The organism is Burkholderia pseudomultivorans, assembly GCF_902499075.1.
Taxonomy (GTDB): Bacteria; Pseudomonadota; Gammaproteobacteria; order Burkholderiales; family Burkholderiaceae; genus Burkholderia; species Burkholderia pseudomultivorans.
The window spans coordinates 135,139-152,290 of record NZ_CABVPP010000008.1 but is presented as its reverse complement, the minus strand read 5'-3'; the positions used below and the strand labels follow the sequence as shown (position 1 = coordinate 152,290).

Here is a 17,152-nt window from a genome sequence, read left to right as displayed (position 1 = left end):
TAAGGATGGAGATCCGCCCCGCCACTGTCGACGACCTAGCGTCGATCGAAACGCTGCTGCGTCAATGTGGCCTTCCCGTCGTTGGCGTCAGCGACCACTTGCGGAACTTCGTAGTCGCGACGGAAGGTTCAATGATGTGCGGATGCGGTGGCCTTGAGCACTATGGTGACGCCGCACTTGTGCGCTCTATTGCGGTAGCTGAACGTGCACGCGATTCTGGTCCGGGGCAACGTATCGTGTCGCGGCTCGTCGCCGAGTGTCATGCGCTACAAGTTCGGTCGCTTGTGCTGCTCACCACGACCGCGGAGCACTATTTCACCCGTCTAGGGTTCGTGCGCGTTGCGCGTGGCGACGTAATGCCCTTGGTGTTGGCGTCGAGCCAATTCCAAGGCGTATGTCCGGGATCGGCCGTCTCGATGTTGCGAGTTCTGTAGCCATTGACGGGAGCACCAAGGGATCGGTCCGACAAGGGGGATCTGCTTGCCTTCGATGCGATTTACCGGTGGTCGCCCCCGGTCAAAGATTATTGGCTGCCGTATTTCGCTTGCCAGCGCTTCATCTTCGTAATTTCTTCCTTTTGTGCTTTGACGATGCTTCGGGCAAGCCTTCTCATCTCAGGATCCTTGCCGTACTTCAGTTCGGCTGCCGCCATATCGATTGCGCCTTGATGGTGCGGAATCATGTGGGAAACAAAATCTTTGTCAGCGTCGCCGGTGTAGGTCTGTCCTTGCATCCTTCGCATCATCCTCTGGTCTGCACCCTTGAAGGCTTGTACAGACGCCGAATTAGCTTTAGTCGACTGCCCCATATTCATGTCTGGCATGGACGTGGCTTGCTGAGCACTCGTTGTACCGATCATCAGGCCGAGCGTTGCAATTACGTTGATGACGAACCACGGGATGGAAATTCGCGTTTGCATATTTACCTCCTGATGCATAAAAATTATGCTTTCGGGAAACGAACAATTTTTGCTGGTCGAACTTTTTCCACTTTCGACACTGATTCGAGGCTTCATGACGGCGCAATCCACGCTCCTGTGCCGCGCACTAGTACCCCTTCGAGGAGAATCCTCATCGTTCCCGCGGGAATTGCAAGTGGAACGTCGTACTGACGTCGTTACTCGAAACCTGGACTTGTCCCCGGTGCAGTTCCATGATCGATTTCACGATCGCGAGTCCCAGCCCGGCATTCTTCGAGGATCCATGACGTGACGCGTCGACACGGTAGAAGCGCTCAAAGATTCGATCAAGATGTTCCGGCGCGATAGGCCGTCCGTGGTTGGTCACTTCAACGACGACGTATTGCAGCGAGCGAGACGAGGCGAGTTTGATTGCCGTGCCTGCGAACGCATGGTCCAAAGCGTTGGATATGAGGTTGCTCACCGCTCGTCGAAAAAGCGTTGCATCCGCGACCACATGCGCGTCGCCGACGACGACAAAATTGACCCCCTTTTCGTCCGCAATGCTCTGATAATAGGACGCCAGTCGTTGCAGTTCCATCTCAGTATCAAGGTCCGATACCTTCAGGTGCAGGTGTGCATTCTCTGTACGTGCAAGGAACAGCATGTTCTCGATCATCCGTTGCAGACGTTCGCATTCTTCGATGTTCGAATCGATCAACGCCTCATATTCGTCGCTCGTTCTCGGTCGCGACAACGTGACCTGCGACGAGCTGATCACGTTGGCAAGCGGGGTGCGCATATCGTGGGCGAGGTCGGAGGAGAACTGAGAAAGGCGCACAAACGCACGTTCAAGTCGATCCAGCATTCGATTGACCGACGACGCGAGTTCGCGGAGCTCCATCGGACCGCCGCGAATGTCGAGTCGCTCGCTCAAATTGTGCGCTTCGATAATTGACGTCTGGCGGCCCAGACTTTCCACTGGACGAAGGCCTCGACGTGCGATCGCATAGCCCAAGCCACCGAGCAATATCGCGCCGACGGCGACCGCCAGCCAGATGTCGACGCGATAGCTTTTCAGAAGCGACTGCCGGTCGGTCGCGGTCCGTACAAGGGCGATCCGTACATCTTCGCCTGACGGCAGCCTGTCGCGCGCGAAAACACAGCGTGATGGCCCGATTCCCGTCGGATCGCACGTGTATGGAATACGAGGCGGACGGTCGCTCGAGGCGATCGACTTCAACGTCACGCCCGGCGCGGCCGTGTGCTCGATCAGCGAATTGTTTTGCCCGTCGTAGATCCCAAGATACACACCGGGATGCGAGAGCAGTACCTCGTGAAATACCGCAGGCGTTGCACGAATGGCCTGTACCGAACCGCTGGCGTGAGCCAACTGCAGAAACTGGCTCAGCTTGCCACCGATTTCGATGTCGTCGCGGCGCTGCAGTTCAATCGACAGGGACCGATACAGGTAAGCTCCAGTCAGCGCAAACGCTAGTCCTGCGACGACAGCGAAGGCGACGGTCAACCGAGTGAGCAGTGAGTAAGGTGCCGCCTTCCCCGTCATGAACGGTCCTCGAGCACGTATCCCATGCCCCGGATGGTATGGATCAGTTTCTTATCGTACGCGTTGTCGACTTTGGCGCGCAGGCGCTTGATCGCGGCATCGACCACGTTCGTATCGCTATCGAAATTCATATCCCAGATCTGCGAGGTAATGAAAGTACGCGTCAAAACCTCGCCCTCTCGTTCAGCCAGGAGTTGCAACAATGCGAACTCCTGTGCGGTCAGGTCGATGCGATTGTCGCCGCGACGCACTCGCCGCTTGAGGAGGTCAATCTCCATGTCCGCAACGAGCAGAATGTCCCGAATGCTCCGCGGTGCGCGCCGTAGCAACGAACGGATGCGTGCGAGAAATTCCGCGTAGGCGAACGGTTTGTGTAGATAGTCGTCTGCACCAAGTTCAAGCCCAGCGACCTTGTCCTCGATTGCTTCGCGGGCGGTCAGCATCAGCACGGGTGTCTGCTTTTCCGCGCGGAGGCGCTTCAGCACCTCGAACCCGTCCAGCTCCGGGAGCATGACGTCGAGCACGACGAGGTCAAAATTTTCATGCAGCGCGAGAAACAATCCGATTTTGCCGTTCTCGGCAACATCGACGGTATAGCTCGCTTCCGTCAGTCCCTTTCGGAGATATGACGCCATTTTCGGTTCGTCTTCGACTATCAGTATCCGCATGGGAGTGCAGTAGGACTGTCAACGGGTTCGACGCGGGGAGCGCTGCGCTCAGCATACGGCCGCGAAAGCGCGCAAAAAATGACGGCCGGATGACAATTTTTTCATGAATCTCCGAGCGCCGGAACAGCGAGAGCCGTCCACCGCCGCTGGATGAAAAAATGGTCATCTTTCGACCACGCCGTCGTCACGCATCGGCCGTTAAGCTAAATACCGGCTATACCGCTTGTGGTTACACCCGGACACGTTCTCGATGTTATCGTTTCGAACTGCTCGTGCTAGACTCCGCACCCATGTCATATTGGCGCAAACTCTTCGTCGTCGTGCTGTTGGCACTGAGCCTGCCGGTTCAGTCGTTCGCGGCTATCTCGATGAATTGCGTCGCTTCGCATGCCGAAGCCAGCGAAACGCCGATCGTGCATGCCGGGCAGTCCATGTCCGGGCATCATCGCGACATGCATGGAGCGGCGCTCGCGGCCGACGACCATCACACTTATCACCACGGCGGCGGTCATCACGCGCATTCATGTTCGACATGCGCAGCCTGCTGCTTCGGCACGGGATTACCCGCGGTTCCCTCCGTCGTCGTATCGTCGGACGTAACACGCGTCACCACCTCGATTCCGCCTTCTGCCGGTGTCGTGTCTTTCCTGACCGACGGCATCGAGCGACCTCCTCGCCACACCCTCGTCTGATTCTCCACCGCGGGTAATGCCCGCGATGTGCCATTCGTACTGACGGTCTTGCGTGGACCCGTCAGATGATTCACGACGAGAAAATTTATGCGACTGATTTCTGCGGCGCTGCTCGGCGCGGCGGCTTCATTGCCGACGCTCGTGCACGCCACCACAACGATTCCCGACCCGACGGATGCCGCGGCCTCGGTCCCGGCGATTTCGGCGCCGTCGGCCTTCAACGGCTATCGCCCCTACAACGACGCCGACAACCCGACCTGGCAACAACTCAATCAAGCGGTCCAGGAGAAGCCGGCCAAGGGCGGCATGACGCACGGCGGCGCAATGGGCCACGGCGGCGCCATGAACAAGCCCGCTGGCGACCATCAGTCGAATCATTCGCAGCATGGGGAGCCCGCCAAATGATGAAGCGACTCGTTTCAACGCGCATGGGTGCGGGCGTTTCCATCATGGTGTTTCTGGCTGGCTGCACCACCTTCTCGAAGGACGGTGGATTCGGTACGGTGTCGTCGACGGCTACGGAGCGGCTCGGTAAGGACGCGGTTATCGTCAAAACCGATGCCGATCGGGATGCAGTGGCGAAGCGAACGCAGGAATTGCTCGCCAAGCCGCTGTCGATGGACGATGCCGTACAGGTCGCCCTGCTGAACAACCGAGGACTGCAGGCCTCGTATGCGGAATTGGGGCTGTCGGAAGCCGATTTGGTCCAGGCCGGGCGACTGCCGAATCCAGGCTTCACCTTCAGCCGCACGCGAGCGGGCAACGGCGACCTGAGCATCGGCCGCACATTCTCCGCGAACGTACTCAGTATTCTGACGCTGCCTTTCGCTGCCCACATCGAGGGCCGACGCTTCGAACAGACGAAGCTCGAGACTGCCGATACGATGCTGAAGCTCGCCGCCGAGGCGCGGCGGGCGTACGTCAACGCGGTGGCCGCGGAGCAGGCTGCCAAGTACGCGGAACAGGTAAAAGATTCGGCCGACGCAGGCGCCGAACTCGCTTCACGCATGCGGCAGGCCGGAAACTTCAGCAAACTCGATTATGCGCGAGAGCAAGCCTTCTACGCGGACTCGGTCGCCCAGGCCGCCAAGGCCCGGCAGCAAGCCGTATCGGCCAGGGAGAAACTCACGCGCACGATGGGCGTATGGGGCACTGGTACGCAGTACACCTTGCCTGAGCGTTTACCGGACTTGCCAAAGGACCGCCCGGAACTGAAAGATCTTGAGCGGTTTGCGATGCAGAACCGGCTCGACATCCAGGCAGCGAAGCTGCAGACGCAAGGCGTCGCATCGTCGTTGGGCCTCAGCAAGGCAACGCGGTTCATCAACGCAATCGATGTTGGTTACCAAAACAACTACGAAACCGACAAGGGTCACGAGCACGGCTACGAAATCAGTATCGAGATTCCCATTTTCGATTTCGGCAGCGCCAAGGTCGCCCGCGCGGAAGCCATCTACATGCAGTCGGCGAACCGCCTTGCCCAAACGGCGATTGATGCACGATCGGAGGTCCGCGAGGCGTATTCCGCGTACGTGAACAGCTACGACGTCGCGAAACACTATCGCGACGAGGTTGTGCCGATTCGCAAGACGATTTCTGACGAACTTCTGCTCCGCTACAACGGCATGCTCGCCAGTGTCTTCGAACTGCTCGCCGACTCGCGCGAGCAAGTCGGCGCGGTGAACAGCTACATCGACGCGCTGAAGGACTACTGGCTCGCCGAAACGGATCTCCAGCAAGCGCTGGGCGGACGTTTACCGAGGGCTGGGGCCGAGCAAACCGAGCAGACGCCTCCGGGGCCGAATTCCGCACCGCAGTCCGCCCCGAGACCGGCAGCCCGGCCGGAGCCTGCCTCGACCGCGCAACCGGCGCATGAAACGCATTCGGAAGGTAAATAACATGGTGTCCCGTCGACAATTTCTCAGCGGCTCGGGGGCCGCAATCCTCGGCGCCGCGATGGTCAGCAAGGCCGGCGCGGCTTCGTTGCCGGAAGCACCGACCATGGCAAAGGCGACGATGCAGCCGCCGCTCGTGCCACCCAACGGTCGGCCATACACACCGGTCGCGACGTTGAACGGCTGGACGCTGCCGTGGCGCATGAAGAACGGCTGGAAGGAGTTTCACCTGACAGCCGAGCCCGTCGTGCGCGAAATGGCTCCCGGGATGAAGGCCAATCTGTGGGGTTATAACGGTCAGTCGCCTGGCCCGACGATCGAGGCCGTCGAAGGCGACAAGGTCCGCATCTTCGTCACCAACAAGCTGCCGGAGCACACCACGATCCACTGGCACGGGATGCTGCTACCGAACGGCATGGACGGCGTCGGCGGCTTGACGCAGCCGCACATCCCGCCCGGCAAGACGTTCGTCTACGAGTTTCAGCTCGAGAAGCATGGCACGTTCATGTATCACCCGCACGCGGACGAGATGGTTCAGATGGCGATGGGCATGATGGGCATGTTTATCGTGCACCCGAAGGACCGCAGCGTGATGCCGGTCGACCGCGATTTCGTGTTCCTGCTGTCCGCCTATGATATCGACCCGGGCAGCTTCACGCCGCGTGTGAACGAGATGACCGACTTCAACATGTGGACGTTCAACTCACGCGTATTCCCTGGCATCGATCCGTTGCCAATTCGGGCCGGCGACCGCGTGCGCATCCGGTTCGGCAATCTGACGATGACGAATCACCCGATTCACCTGCATGGCTACCACTTCGAAGTGGCGGGTACGGACGGCGGCTGGATCCCGCCGGCCGCTCGTTGGCCGGAGGTGACGGCCGACGTCGCCGTCGGCCAGATGCGCGCAATCGAGTTCACCGCCGATCGTCCTGGCGACTGGGCGTTCCATTGCCACAAGTCGCACCACACGATGAACGCAATGGGCCATAGCGTTCCGAACATGATCGGCGTGCCGCAGAAGGACTTGGCCAAACGCATCAACAAGCTCGTTCCCGACTACATGGCCATGGGCAGCACCGGTGGCGCAATGGGCGAGATGGAGATGCCGCTACCCGACAACACACTGCCGATGATGACCGGTACGGGCCCATTCGGGCCGTTGGAGATGGGCGGCATGTTCACAGTCGCCAAGGTCCGGCAAGGGCTCGGGCGGAACGACTATCGCGACCCGGGCTGGTTCAAGCATCCCAAAGGCACCGTCGCATACGAATACACCGGTGAACTGCCGGACAGTTGATTTACACAACAAGGTCGGGGCACGCCCGACCGTCGGTTTCATCACCTCAACTCTGGAGAAGCACGATGAAGAAAGCACTGTTCTCGATTGCAATAGGCTGCGCCCTGGCGTTCTCTGCGTCGACGTACGCGGCAGGCGACATGGGCAACATGGACATGAGCGGTGGCACAAAGCAAAGTACCGACGCGAAGAGCAGCATGTCGCACGGCGAGATCAAGAAAGTCGACACGACTGCAGGCAAGCTGACCATCAAGCACGGTCCCCTCGAAAACCTTGGCATGGAAGCGATGACGATGGTGTTCAAGGCCAAGGATCCGGCGATGCTGTCGCAGGTGAAGGTCGGCGACAAGATCGATTTCGTCGCCGAGGAAGTCAACGGCGCACTGACGGTCGTCAAGCTGCAGAAGCAGTGACGACAATCGACGGGGACGCGCAGCCGCGGTCCCTGTCTCATTCTTCGAGACGAGCAACAATATGAAGATTTTGACCCTCAGACATTTTGCCGGCCTCGCCGTCGCTAGTGCTGTTGCGTTCGCGCCCATCGCCGCGCTCGCACACGGCAAACTGGAAAGCGCAACGCCGGCGTCGGGCAGTACCGTCGACGTCGCGCCGGACGCATTGCGCCTGACCTTCAATGAAGACCTCGAGTCGACCTTCAGCTCGGTGAAAATCGCCGATGCTACGGGTGCGCCGGTGACGAAAGAAAAGGCGAAGATCGATGCGTCGAATCCGCGCGTCATGACGCTCGTCGTACCGAAGCTCGCGTCGGGAGCGTATACGGTTCAGTGGGCCGTCATGACTTCGGACGCGCACAAGACCAAGGGTACGTACACGTTCAAGGTGAAGTAATGAACGACGGGTTCCTGGGCATCCTGCGTCTGATCGCCGTAGCGATCCAGAACGTTGGCTTCGCCGTCATCGTAGGCGCGTTGCTCAGCAGTCAATGGCTCGCGCGCGGTGACTCCACGTGGCAAGCCGACGTGGGCCGACGGCTCGTCCTGACAGTCCGGATGGCGTCCACGCTTGCTCTGCTCGCGAGCGTGTTGTCGTTCTGGGCACATTGCGCGCTGATGAGTGAGTCAACGTTGCTTGAGGCCGGGCCCGCGGTGTGGTCGATGCTCGTGGGAACCGGCTTTGGACACGCGTGGCTGGTCGCTGCAGTTTTCATGGTTTGCGTGGTCGTGCTGGCATTGCTGCGATCGGGTAGCGATGGGAGTTTCCCGACCGGAATCTGGCTTGCTTTGGCCGCCGTAGCATTGGCACGCAGCAATGGCGGACATCCAGTCGATTCCGGACTCTTCAGCCTTCCGGTGTGGGTCGATTGGTTGCATTTGCTAGCCATCAGCGCGTGGGTCGGGCTCGTTCTCGTGACGACCTACGTCGTCATGCCGCGGCTGCTCGATGCCCCTGGAAGCGAACGGCAGACCAGTGCATCATTCGTGCAATCGCTGTCCGACACCTCGACGTACGCGTTGGTGATTTTGTTCAGCACTGGCGCATACAACGGCTGGCGAGGCGTCAGTACGCCGGCGAATTTGTGGACATCGACGTATGGACAGATCCTACTGCTGAAGTTCGTGCTCGTGCTGGTCGCCGCCGCGCTGGGCGGACACAATCGCTTCTTTGAAATGCCGACGCTAATGTCGACGCTGAAGAACCCTGCTCAAGAAGTCCCGACCGTGCCGCTTCGACGATTCAGTACGGTGCTTCACGTCGAGTCACTGATTTTGCTTGGTGTCTTGATGGTAGCGGCCGTGCTCGTATCGAGCCCGTTGCCGGGAACCACATAAATTCGTCGGTCCCTCCGTCCACGCAGGTGGTCTGTCACTCATGTGCGAGTTGCGCGTGAGCGGGCCATCTCTTTGCAGCCCGGCCCTCCAGCCGGGCTCTTTTTTCATTCCGCATTGCGTTTGGTCGACGATTCCAGATGAAGGACGCGTGACCAAAAGATCATATTCATGTCACGGCTCGATCAGTGGCTGCTCTCCACAATGACTTTCAATGGAGTCGCATGTGCGGTTCCATGCCTCGCAATGGAGAGAAAACATGAAACTTCAAATCGTCGCCGCCCTCATAGTGGTCGCCTGTGCCGCCACGTCCGCGTCTGCATTCGCTGATAGCGGGCACGGTTATCCCGACGTTACGCGAAACGGCAGCGTGGTATCGAACGAAAGCGTTGCTGCACCGGCAACGGCGCAAATTGAAAACACGGTATCGCGCGGCAAGACCCGAGAGCAGGTTCAACAGGAACTTATTCAGGCTTATCACGATGGTTTGCTGCCAACGAGCAAGCATGACTATCCGCCCAGCGAAGCGACTATCGCGCGCAACAAGGAACTCCATCAGTTAAGTGAGCCGAAGTGGGCCGCACAGCATTGAGGCACGCACCGTTGCGGAAAGCCAGGCGTTGCTCAGCCTGAACGTACACGACTCCGGCCATATTCCATGTGGAACGTAGGCTCGCCAGACCAGATAGAGGAGTTCACGCGATGAGACCGATACCCGGCATATGGATTTATGTGACGGCGATTACTACGGTCCTGGCTCTTGATGGATGTGCGAGCGCGACGGGCAATACGGATGGGAAGACGCGGATGCCGGACTCCCGTTCCGCAACGACCCGATTACCGAAGTCCTATCCGTGTCAAAATCTGCACGTGCGTTCGGCGAATTGCCCGCCGCGCTGACGGCAACGTGTGCCACGCCTCTTGCGTGCGCGATATCACCGACGCCGGGCGTGGCACGGAGCTGACCGTCTACTGAGCCATCGTCCGGCATTCCTGAGCGCAGCGTCGACAAACTTGTGCGCATTCTTTGCAATGCGCATGTTGATGTTTCTCGCATTCGGTTGCGCACGCGTCGCACAAAGTCGCGCAACTCGAGCAAACTGCCTTGACTTGCTTGCTGCCTCGCGCCATCGCTGCGGAAGCGAGGCGGCACAGCGTGGCGCAATCCAGGTCGAGTTTGATGCAGTCAATAAGCTGGCCGACTTGGGTCTCTTCAAGACACGCGGCCGCGCAATGATCGCAAGCGGTCGCGCAAGCGTCGCAGGCCGAGATGCATGTCTGGTATTGTTGATGTGCCATTTTGACTCTCCTATCGTGGACTGCCCGGATCGGGCCCGACTCGTCGCGCAAGCGTTGTACCCACATTCCGGATTAGCCCCACGCGGCTCCAGTGGCGGGGACGTTTCAGCGTTGAAACGTCAGTACAATTCCGATGTAATCACCGGCATCGGCGGACTATAATGCTGGCTATGAAATTGCTCCGGACCTTCATCCTGTCGCTGCTCTGCGCGGTGCTGCCCATCAGCGGGCTGGCAGCCAGTGGCTTGACCGGTGAATGTCCGATGCAGCAAACCATGTCCATGGGCGCGGATGCCAGCATGTCCGGCGATATGCCGGGCTGCGATTTGATGAAGTCCTCGTCCGTCGATAAAGCCAAGGCCAAGAGCGTGTTCTGCAAAGTGACCGCCCAGTGTCAGTTCGGCAGCCTCTATCATCCAGCCGCCAAGACCGACATCAGCCGTCCCGCTGCGGTCGGTACGCCCGTCATCTTCCATTACGTCCAGTCTCTTCCGGTCCGTGACCCGAACGGGTTATGGCGCCCTCCGCGTCTCGTCTAATCCCTCGCTGACAGGTTCACCGCAGTTGCGGTGAGGTTCGTCCTATGCCGGACGTGGAATCCCTATGGGATTTCGCATTGGGGTTAGAACATGCTATTCATTTTCGGCACGCCGCTGCGTCGGCGTGTTCCTTGGCGTGCGCACGCGCTTGTTTCTGCGCTATTCCTCGCGGGTGTCGTTCATGCCCAGCAGGCACCGATGACGCTTGATGCTGCGCTACAGTCGGCGACCGATCGCTCCGCATCGATGCAGGCTGCGCAGGCGTCCGTCCGCGCCAGTTCCGAGGCGGCAGTCAAAGCCGGCCAACTTCCGGACCCGATGCTCAAGGCGGGTATCGACAACCTGCCGATCAACGGTCCTCAGCGCTTCACCGTCGGCCAGGACTTCATGACGATGCGGCGCATCGGCATCGAGCAGGAATGGGTCTCCGGCGACAAGCGGCGGCTGCGCTCGGCGCTCGCCGACCGAATGGTCGGGCGCGAGCGCGCCGGCTACCTCGTGCAACTCGCGAACGTGCGGCAGCAAACCGCCACGGCCTGGCTGAACGCCGTGTACGCGAAACAGGCGCTCGCCCTGCAACAGGCGCTGCTCGACCACATGCATCACGAGCTGGCTGCGACGAAGGCGTCATATCGCGGCGCCAAGGCCGGCGCGTCTGATGTGGTGCAAGCGCAGGCGATGCTTGCGCAGACTCAGGATCAGGTGCTCAAGGCGCAACAGACTTATCAAACAGCGCTCATTGGGCTGTCGCGCTGGACGGCCGCTCCCGTTTCCGAGGTGACTGGCGAACCGCCGGCGCCCGAGTCGTTCGTATCGTCGCTCCCTCCCGACGAACTGCGCCTGTCGCAGCCAACGCTCGTGGCTGCCGCGGACGACATTTCGGTCGCCGAAGCCGATACGGCAGTCGCCAACAGCGAGCGCAGCCCGAACTGGACTTGGGAGGTCGCATATCAGCAACGCGGCGGTGCGTACTCGAACATGGTGTCGATCGGCGTCACCATTCCGTTGCCATTGAATCGGAAAAATCGCCAGAACCGCGACGTCGCGGAGAAAGCCGAGCTCGCCACGAAGGCGCGGTTGATGTACGAGGACGCGCTGCGACAGGTTCAGGCCGACATTCGCACGCAATCGGCCACGCTGGCGAGCGGACGCGAACGCATCGCCAATTTGAGTCAGTCATTGCTGCCCGCTGCGGACCAGCGCGTGCAACTCGCCAACGCCGCCTATCGCGCGGGAAGCGGCTCGCTCGCGGACACGTTCGCGGCTCGCCGCGCGCAGCTCGAGGCCGAACTGCAGGTGCTCGACCTCAAGCGCGAAGTGTCCCAGACCTGGGCCCAGCTCGAATATCAAGTGGTGCCGTCCACGATGGCTGCTGCGCAGTGAAGGAGAACGATATGACCCAAAAACCACTGGTGCGCGCGGTGCTGACTGTATTCGCCGGCGCGGCCTTGCTCGCAGCTGGCTATTTTGCGGGCACACGCCATGCAGCAACGCCCGCGGCCGCGGCCTCGACGGTAACGGCTTCGTCAGGCGAAAAGATTGACCCGAAGACCGGCAGGAAGGTGCTGTACTGGCACGACCCGATGGTGCCGAACCAGCATTTCGACAAGCCCGGCAAGTCGCCTTTCATGAACATGCAACTGGAGCCTGTCTATGCGGACGACGGTGGCGGCTCTTCCGGCATCAAGATCGACCCGGGCCTCCAACAGAACCTCGGAATTCGCTATGCGACCGTGCGCCGGCAGGAAACGACGGGGGGATTCGACGCGGTCGGCACAACGCAATTCGACGAGTCGCGCTCGGATGTCGTGCAGTCGCGCGTTACAGGCTACATCGACCGGTTGTATGCCAGTGCGCCGATGCAACGCATCGCGAAAGGTGCGCCGATTGCGTCGTTGTTCGTTCCGGACTGGCTCGCGCCGCAGGAAGAATATCTTGCGCTCAAGCGCGGCGGCATGGATGCCAGCCTCCTCGAAGCGTCGCGTGCGAGGATGCGCGCGATGTCGATTCCGGACGGCATCATCGCGAGCCTCGACCGAACCGGGAGGGCCCAGACACACGTCGTACTGACGTCGCCCGAGGCTGGCGTCGTTAGCGAACTGAACGTCCGTGACGGCGCGATGGTCGCGCCCGGGCAGACGCTCGCGAAGATTGCCGGCCTGTCGAAGCTCTGGCTCATCGTCGAGATTCCCGAGGCGCTCGCGCTGAGCGTACAGCCCGGCATGACGGTCGACGCGACGTTCGCCGGTGATCCGGCACAACATTTCGCCGGGCGCATTCGCGAGATCCTGCCGGGCATCAGCACCACCAGCCGCACGCTGCAGGCGCGCCTCGAAATCGACAACGCCTCGCTCAAGCTGACGCCGGGCATGCTGATGCGCGTGCGCGTTGCCGGTCAGAAGGCTGTGTCGAGACTGCTGGTGCCGTCCGAAGCGGTCATCACGACCGGCAAACGCTCGGTCGTCATCGTGAAGAACGGTGACGGGCGCCTTCAGCCGGCGACAGTGACCGTTGGCAATGACATTGGCAGCGAAACCGAGGTGTTGAGCGGCCTGAACGATGGCGACACGGTCGTCGCTTCCGGCCAATTCCTGATCGATTCCGAAGCGAGCCTGAAGTCCGTGTTGCCGCGGCTGGAAGGTGGCTCAGGGGCAAGCGCAACCGCGCCGGCGTCCGCGCCTGTCGCCACTGCGCAGACCTATGAGACCACCGGCAAGGTCGAGAAAGTGACCGCCGCAGACATTACGTTCTCTCATCAACCCGTGCCGGCGCTCGGTTGGGGTGCGATGACGATGGCGTTCAACAAGCCGGCGCCGAGCGCATTCCCCGACATCAAGGCCGGACAGATGGTGCACTTCGTCTTCAAGCAGTCGGATGAAGGCTACCAACTGACGAAGGTCGAACCGGTCGGAGGCGCGCAATGATTGCCCGGCTCATCCGCTGGTCCATCCACAACCGCTTCCTGGTGTTGCTCGCGACCGTGCTCGTAACGGGTTGGGGCCTGTACTCGGTCGCCGAGACACCGCTCGATGCACTGCCCGACCTGTCCGACACGCAGGTCATCATCAAAGCGTCGTATCCGGGCAAGGCGCCGCAGGTCATCGAGGACCAGGTGACGTACCCGCTCACGACGACGCTGCTCGGCGTGCCGGGGGCGAAGACCATCCGTGCGTACTCGTCGTTCGGCGATGCGTTCGTCTATGTGCTGTTCGACGACAAGACCGACCAGTATTGGGCACGTTCGCGCGTGCTCGAGTACCTGAATCAGGTGCAAAGCCGCCTGCCGCAAGGTGCGACGGTCTCGCTCGGTCCGGACGCGACCGGCGTGGGCTGGGTGTACGAGTATGCGCTCGTCGACAGGAGCGGACGGCATGACCTCGGTCAGCTGCGCGCGCTGAACGACTGGTTCCTGAAGTTCGAGCTGAAAGCAGTGCCGGATGTCTCCGAGGTCGCCAGCATCGGCGGCATGGTGCGCCAGTATCAGGTCGTGCTCGACCCGGACAAGCTGCGCGCGTACGGCATCACGCAGGCCGCGGTGGCCGATGCGCTTGGCAAGGCGAATCAGGAGTCGGGCGGCTCGGTGGTGGAGATGGCCGAGTCCGAGTACATGGTGCGCTCGTCTGGCTACCTGCGCTCGCTCGACGATTTCCGGCATGTCGTATTGCGGACCAACGACGCCGGCACGCCGGTGCTGCTGGGCGACGTCGCACGCATCCAGATCGGCCCCGAGATGCGTCGCGGCATCGCGGAGCTGAACGGCCAGGGCGAGGTCGCCGGCGGCGTCATCGTGATGCGCTCGGGCAAGAATGCGCTGAAGACCATCGATGCGGTCAAGGCGAAGCTCGCCGACCTGAAGCGCTCGCTGCCACCCGGCGTCGAAGTGGTCACCACCTACGACCGATCGCAACTCATCGAACGAGCGGTGGACAACCTGAAGGACAAGCTCATCGAGGAGTTCATCATCGTCGGGCTCGTCTGTGCCGTGTTCCTGTTTCACCTGCGCAGCGCGTTCGTCGCCATTCTGTCGTTGCCGCTTGGCGTGCTGGCCGCGTTCATTGTGATGCGCTATCAGGGAGTCAACGCGAACCTGATGTCGCTTGGCGGCATCGCGATCGCGATCGGCGCAATGATCGACGCGGCCATCGTGATGATCGAGAACGCGCACAAACACCTGGAAGCGTTCGATCATGAGCATCCCGATACACGGATGACCGCCGCTCAACGCTGGGAGCTCATCGCGACTTCGGCCGCCGAGGTTGGGCCGGCATTGTTTTTCTCGCTGCTCATCATCACGCTGTCGTTCATTCCGGTGTTCTCGCTCGAAGGACAGGAAGGCAAGCTGTTCTCGCCGCTGGCGTTCACGAAGACCTACACGATCGCGGCGGCGGCCGGCTTGTCGGTCACACTCGTGCCCGTGTTGATGGGCTATCTGATCCGCGGGCGGATTCCGCACGAAAACGCGAACCCGATCAACCGCGTGCTGATACGGTTGTATCGTCCGTTGCTCGAGGCGACGTTGCGTCGGCCGTGGACAGCCATTGGTCTCGCGGCGGTTGCCTTGGTGCTCACGATCGTTCCGATTTCGCGTCTAGGCGGCGAATTCATGCCACCACTCGACGAGGGCGATCTGTTGTATATGCCGACCGCGCTCCCGGGCATTTCGGCCCAGAAAGCGAGCGAACTGCTGCAGCAGACCGATCGCCTGATCAAGACCGTGCCCGAGGTCGAGACGGTATTCGGCAAGTCTGGTCGCGCGGATACGGCCACGGACCCGGCGCCACTCGAGATGTTCGAGACCACCATTCAGTTCAAGCCGCGTAGCCAGTGGCGGCCGGGCATGACGCCGGAGAAGCTGGTCGATGAGCTGGATCGGACGGTCAAGGTGCCCGGTCTGTCGAACGTATGGGTGCCGCCGATCCGCAATCGTCTCGACATGTTGTCGACCGGCATCAAGACGCCGGTGGGTGTCAAGATTTCCGGGCCGGACCTGACGCAAATCGATCGTATCGCGACCCAGGTCGAAACGGCCGTCAAAGGTGTGCCTGGCGTGACGTCGGCACTCGCGGAACGGCTGAACGGCGGACGCTATATCGACGTGGATATCGACCGGCTTGCCGCGGCCCGCTACGGACTGTCGGTGGCCGATATCCAGTCGGTCGTGTCCTCGGCGGTGGGCGGCGAGAACGTCGGCGAGGTAATTGCGGGGCGTGAGCGTTTCCCCATCAACATCCGTTATCCACGCGAAATTCGCGACTCGCTCGAGAAATTGCGACAGTTGCCGGTCGTCACTGACCGCGGCGCGCAAATCCAGCTCGGCGACGTCGCGCACATCACGATCGCCGACGGCCCACCGATGATTCGCAGCGAAAACGCACGGCTCTCCGGATATGTCTATGTCGATATCCGCAACACCGACCTGCAGTCCGCCGTGAAGGCGATGCAGAAGGTTGTGGCCGAGCAGGTCCAATTGCCACCCGGTTATTCGATTGCGTGGTCGGGCCAGTTCGAGTACCTGGAACGCGCGGCGGCCAAGCTGCGCACGGTGGTCCCCGTCACGCTCGTCGTCATCTTCGTGCTGCTGTTCCTGACCTTCAACTCGGCTGCCGATGCGCTGCTGCTGATGTCGACCGTACCGTTTGCGCTGGTCGGCGGGTTCTGGCTCATCTGGATGCTCGGCCATGCGGTGTCGGTTGCGACGTCAGTCGGATTCATCGCGCTCGCGGGCGTCGCTGCCGAATTCGGCGTGGTGATGCTGCTGTACCTGAAAGGCGCGCTCAATCGCCGGCTGGAGGATGGCGAGCCGCTCACCGAGGCGCTGCTGTTCGATGCGATCCGCGAAGGCGCCGTGCTGCGCGTGCGGCCGAAGGCCATGACGGTGGCCGTCGTGCTCGCGGGCCTCATTCCCATCATGGTCGGACATGGCGCCGGGTCGGAGGTCATGCAGCGGATCGCCGCGCCGATGGTCGGCGGCATGGTGACCGCACCACTTCTGTCCATGTTCGTGATTCCCGCAGCGTGGTTCCTGTTGCAGCGCCGTCGCGCGCGACAGGCGCCTGCTGCCAGTTTCCCCCAAGCAGTACCTTCCGGCACGAACGTGCCAGTCAACCAAACCGGAGAAGTCCAATGAAGAAGCTCATCGTTGTATCTGCCGCACTCGCAGCCGCTTTCGTCACGCCCGCATTTGCCGGCAACGACATGGCTGGCATGGACATGTCGACCAAAGCTTCCGCGATGAAGGCGTCGTCGAACAACGCACTCACCGACGCGGAGGTCAAGAAGGTCGACACGGCGACCGGCATGGTCACGTTGAAGCACGGCGCGCTCGAAAACGTCGGCATGCCGCCGATGACGATGGCGTTCAAAGCGAAGGATGCCGCGATGGTCAAGCAGATTAAGGAAGGCGACAAGGTCAAGGTGCGCGTTGAAGAAGTCAACGGCACCCTGACCATCGTGAAACTGGAAAAGCGTTCCTGACGAAAACATTGGTGCCCGGCGCGCAGGCGTCTG

18 protein-coding genes are annotated in these 17,152 nt (G+C 61.1%); 14 read left to right on the top strand and 4 right to left on the bottom strand.

Annotated elements, in window-relative coordinates; all coding sequences use genetic code 11:
- Positions 1-5: 5 nt before the first annotated feature.
- Complete coding sequence (gene arsN2 / locus BST28156_RS34710; protein WP_009693505.1) at positions 6-434, top strand: arsenic resistance N-acetyltransferase ArsN2; 429 nt, start codon at positions 6-8, stop codon at positions 432-434.
- A gap of 89 nt (positions 435-523) precedes the next feature.
- On the opposite strand, the gene copM is transcribed toward arsN2, so the two are convergent.
- The 3 genes from copM to BST28156_RS08770 form a co-directional block, all read right to left on the bottom strand.
- The gene (gene copM, locus BST28156_RS08780) at positions 524-919 is read right to left on the bottom strand and encodes a CopM family metallochaperone (RefSeq protein ID WP_012211084.1); all 396 of its coding nucleotides are present in this window, start codon (positions 917-919) and stop codon (positions 524-526) included.
- 151 nt (positions 920-1,070) lie between these two features.
- Positions 1,071-2,465 (bottom strand): heavy metal sensor histidine kinase, encoded by a 1,395-nt coding sequence (locus BST28156_RS08775; protein ID WP_009693503.1) that lies wholly within the window; start codon positions 2,463-2,465, stop codon positions 1,071-1,073.
- The gene (locus BST28156_RS08770) at positions 2,462-3,133 is read right to left on the bottom strand and encodes a heavy metal response regulator transcription factor (protein WP_012211083.1); all 672 of its coding nucleotides are present in this window, start codon (positions 3,131-3,133) and stop codon (positions 2,462-2,464) included. The genes BST28156_RS08775 and BST28156_RS08770 overlap by 4 nt, the downstream gene beginning before the upstream one ends.
- A gap of 158 nt (positions 3,134-3,291) precedes the next feature.
- Between BST28156_RS08770 and BST28156_RS08765 the strand changes: the two genes are divergently transcribed.
- The 8 genes from BST28156_RS08765 to BST28156_RS08730 all read left to right on the top strand — a co-directional run bounded on the left by BST28156_RS08765 (position 3,292) and on the right by BST28156_RS08730 (position 9,399).
- The gene (locus BST28156_RS08765) at positions 3,292-3,825 is read left to right on the top strand and encodes a hypothetical protein (RefSeq protein WP_226146172.1); all 534 of its coding nucleotides are present in this window, start codon (positions 3,292-3,294) and stop codon (positions 3,823-3,825) included.
- A gap of 87 nt (positions 3,826-3,912) precedes the next feature.
- Positions 3,913-4,230, top strand: coding sequence for a hypothetical protein (locus tag BST28156_RS08760; protein WP_009693501.1), 318 nt, complete (start codon positions 3,913-3,915; stop codon positions 4,228-4,230).
- The gene (locus tag BST28156_RS08755) at positions 4,227-5,723 is read left to right on the top strand and encodes a TolC family protein (RefSeq protein ID WP_012211081.1); all 1,497 of its coding nucleotides are present in this window, start codon (positions 4,227-4,229) and stop codon (positions 5,721-5,723) included. The genes BST28156_RS08760 and BST28156_RS08755 overlap by 4 nt, the downstream gene beginning before the upstream one ends.
- A gap of 1 nt (position 5,724) precedes the next feature.
- Entirely contained in the window at positions 5,725-7,020 is a 1,296-nt protein-coding gene (locus BST28156_RS08750) for a copper oxidase (protein WP_012211080.1), read from the top strand.
- 65 nt (positions 7,021-7,085) lie between these two features.
- Complete coding sequence (locus BST28156_RS08745) at positions 7,086-7,433, top strand: copper-binding protein (protein ID WP_009688005.1); 348 nt, start codon at positions 7,086-7,088, stop codon at positions 7,431-7,433.
- 61 nt (positions 7,434-7,494) lie between these two features.
- On the top strand, positions 7,495-7,869 hold the full coding sequence (gene copC / locus BST28156_RS08740) for a copper homeostasis periplasmic binding protein CopC (RefSeq protein ID WP_009688004.1): 375 nt from the start codon (positions 7,495-7,497) through the stop codon (positions 7,867-7,869).
- Entirely contained in the window at positions 7,869-8,810 is a 942-nt protein-coding gene (locus BST28156_RS08735) for a CopD family protein (protein ID WP_009688003.1), read from the top strand. The genes copC and BST28156_RS08735 overlap by 1 nt, the downstream gene beginning before the upstream one ends.
- A 256-nt stretch (positions 8,811-9,066) precedes the next feature.
- On the top strand, positions 9,067-9,399 hold the full coding sequence (locus BST28156_RS08730; RefSeq protein WP_080512418.1) for a DUF4148 domain-containing protein: 333 nt from the start codon (positions 9,067-9,069) through the stop codon (positions 9,397-9,399).
- Between the two features lie 377 nt (positions 9,400-9,776).
- On the opposite strand, the gene BST28156_RS08725 is transcribed toward BST28156_RS08730, so the two are convergent.
- Entirely contained in the window at positions 9,777-10,106 is a 330-nt protein-coding gene (locus BST28156_RS08725) for a four-helix bundle copper-binding protein (protein ID WP_009688002.1), read from the bottom strand.
- A gap of 170 nt (positions 10,107-10,276) precedes the next feature.
- Here BST28156_RS08725 and BST28156_RS08720 point away from each other — a divergent pair, with 170 nt between their 5' ends.
- The 5 genes from BST28156_RS08720 to BST28156_RS08700 all read left to right on the top strand — a co-directional run bounded on the left by BST28156_RS08720 (position 10,277) and on the right by BST28156_RS08700 (position 17,119).
- Positions 10,277-10,645 carry a hypothetical protein gene (locus tag BST28156_RS08720; RefSeq protein ID WP_012464980.1) on the top strand — a complete coding sequence of 123 codons (369 nt, stop codon included), beginning with the start codon at positions 10,277-10,279 and terminating at the stop codon, positions 10,643-10,645.
- Positions 10,646-10,735: 90 nt separating this feature from the next.
- A complete protein-coding gene (locus BST28156_RS08715) occupies positions 10,736-12,028 on the top strand; it encodes a TolC family protein (protein ID WP_012211077.1) in 1,293 nt (430 codons plus the stop codon).
- A gap of 11 nt (positions 12,029-12,039) precedes the next feature.
- Positions 12,040-13,569, top strand: coding sequence for an efflux RND transporter periplasmic adaptor subunit (locus BST28156_RS08710; RefSeq protein WP_012211076.1), 1,530 nt, complete (start codon positions 12,040-12,042; stop codon positions 13,567-13,569).
- Positions 13,566-16,772, top strand: a complete 3,207-nt coding sequence (locus tag BST28156_RS08705; protein WP_012211075.1) for an efflux RND transporter permease subunit — start codon at positions 13,566-13,568, stop codon at positions 16,770-16,772. Before BST28156_RS08710 ends, BST28156_RS08705 begins: the two co-directional genes overlap by 4 nt.
- Positions 16,769-17,119, top strand: a complete 351-nt coding sequence (locus tag BST28156_RS08700; protein ID WP_012211074.1) for a copper-binding protein — start codon at positions 16,769-16,771, stop codon at positions 17,117-17,119. The genes BST28156_RS08705 and BST28156_RS08700 overlap by 4 nt, the downstream gene beginning before the upstream one ends.
- Positions 17,120-17,152: the final 33 nt, after the last annotated feature.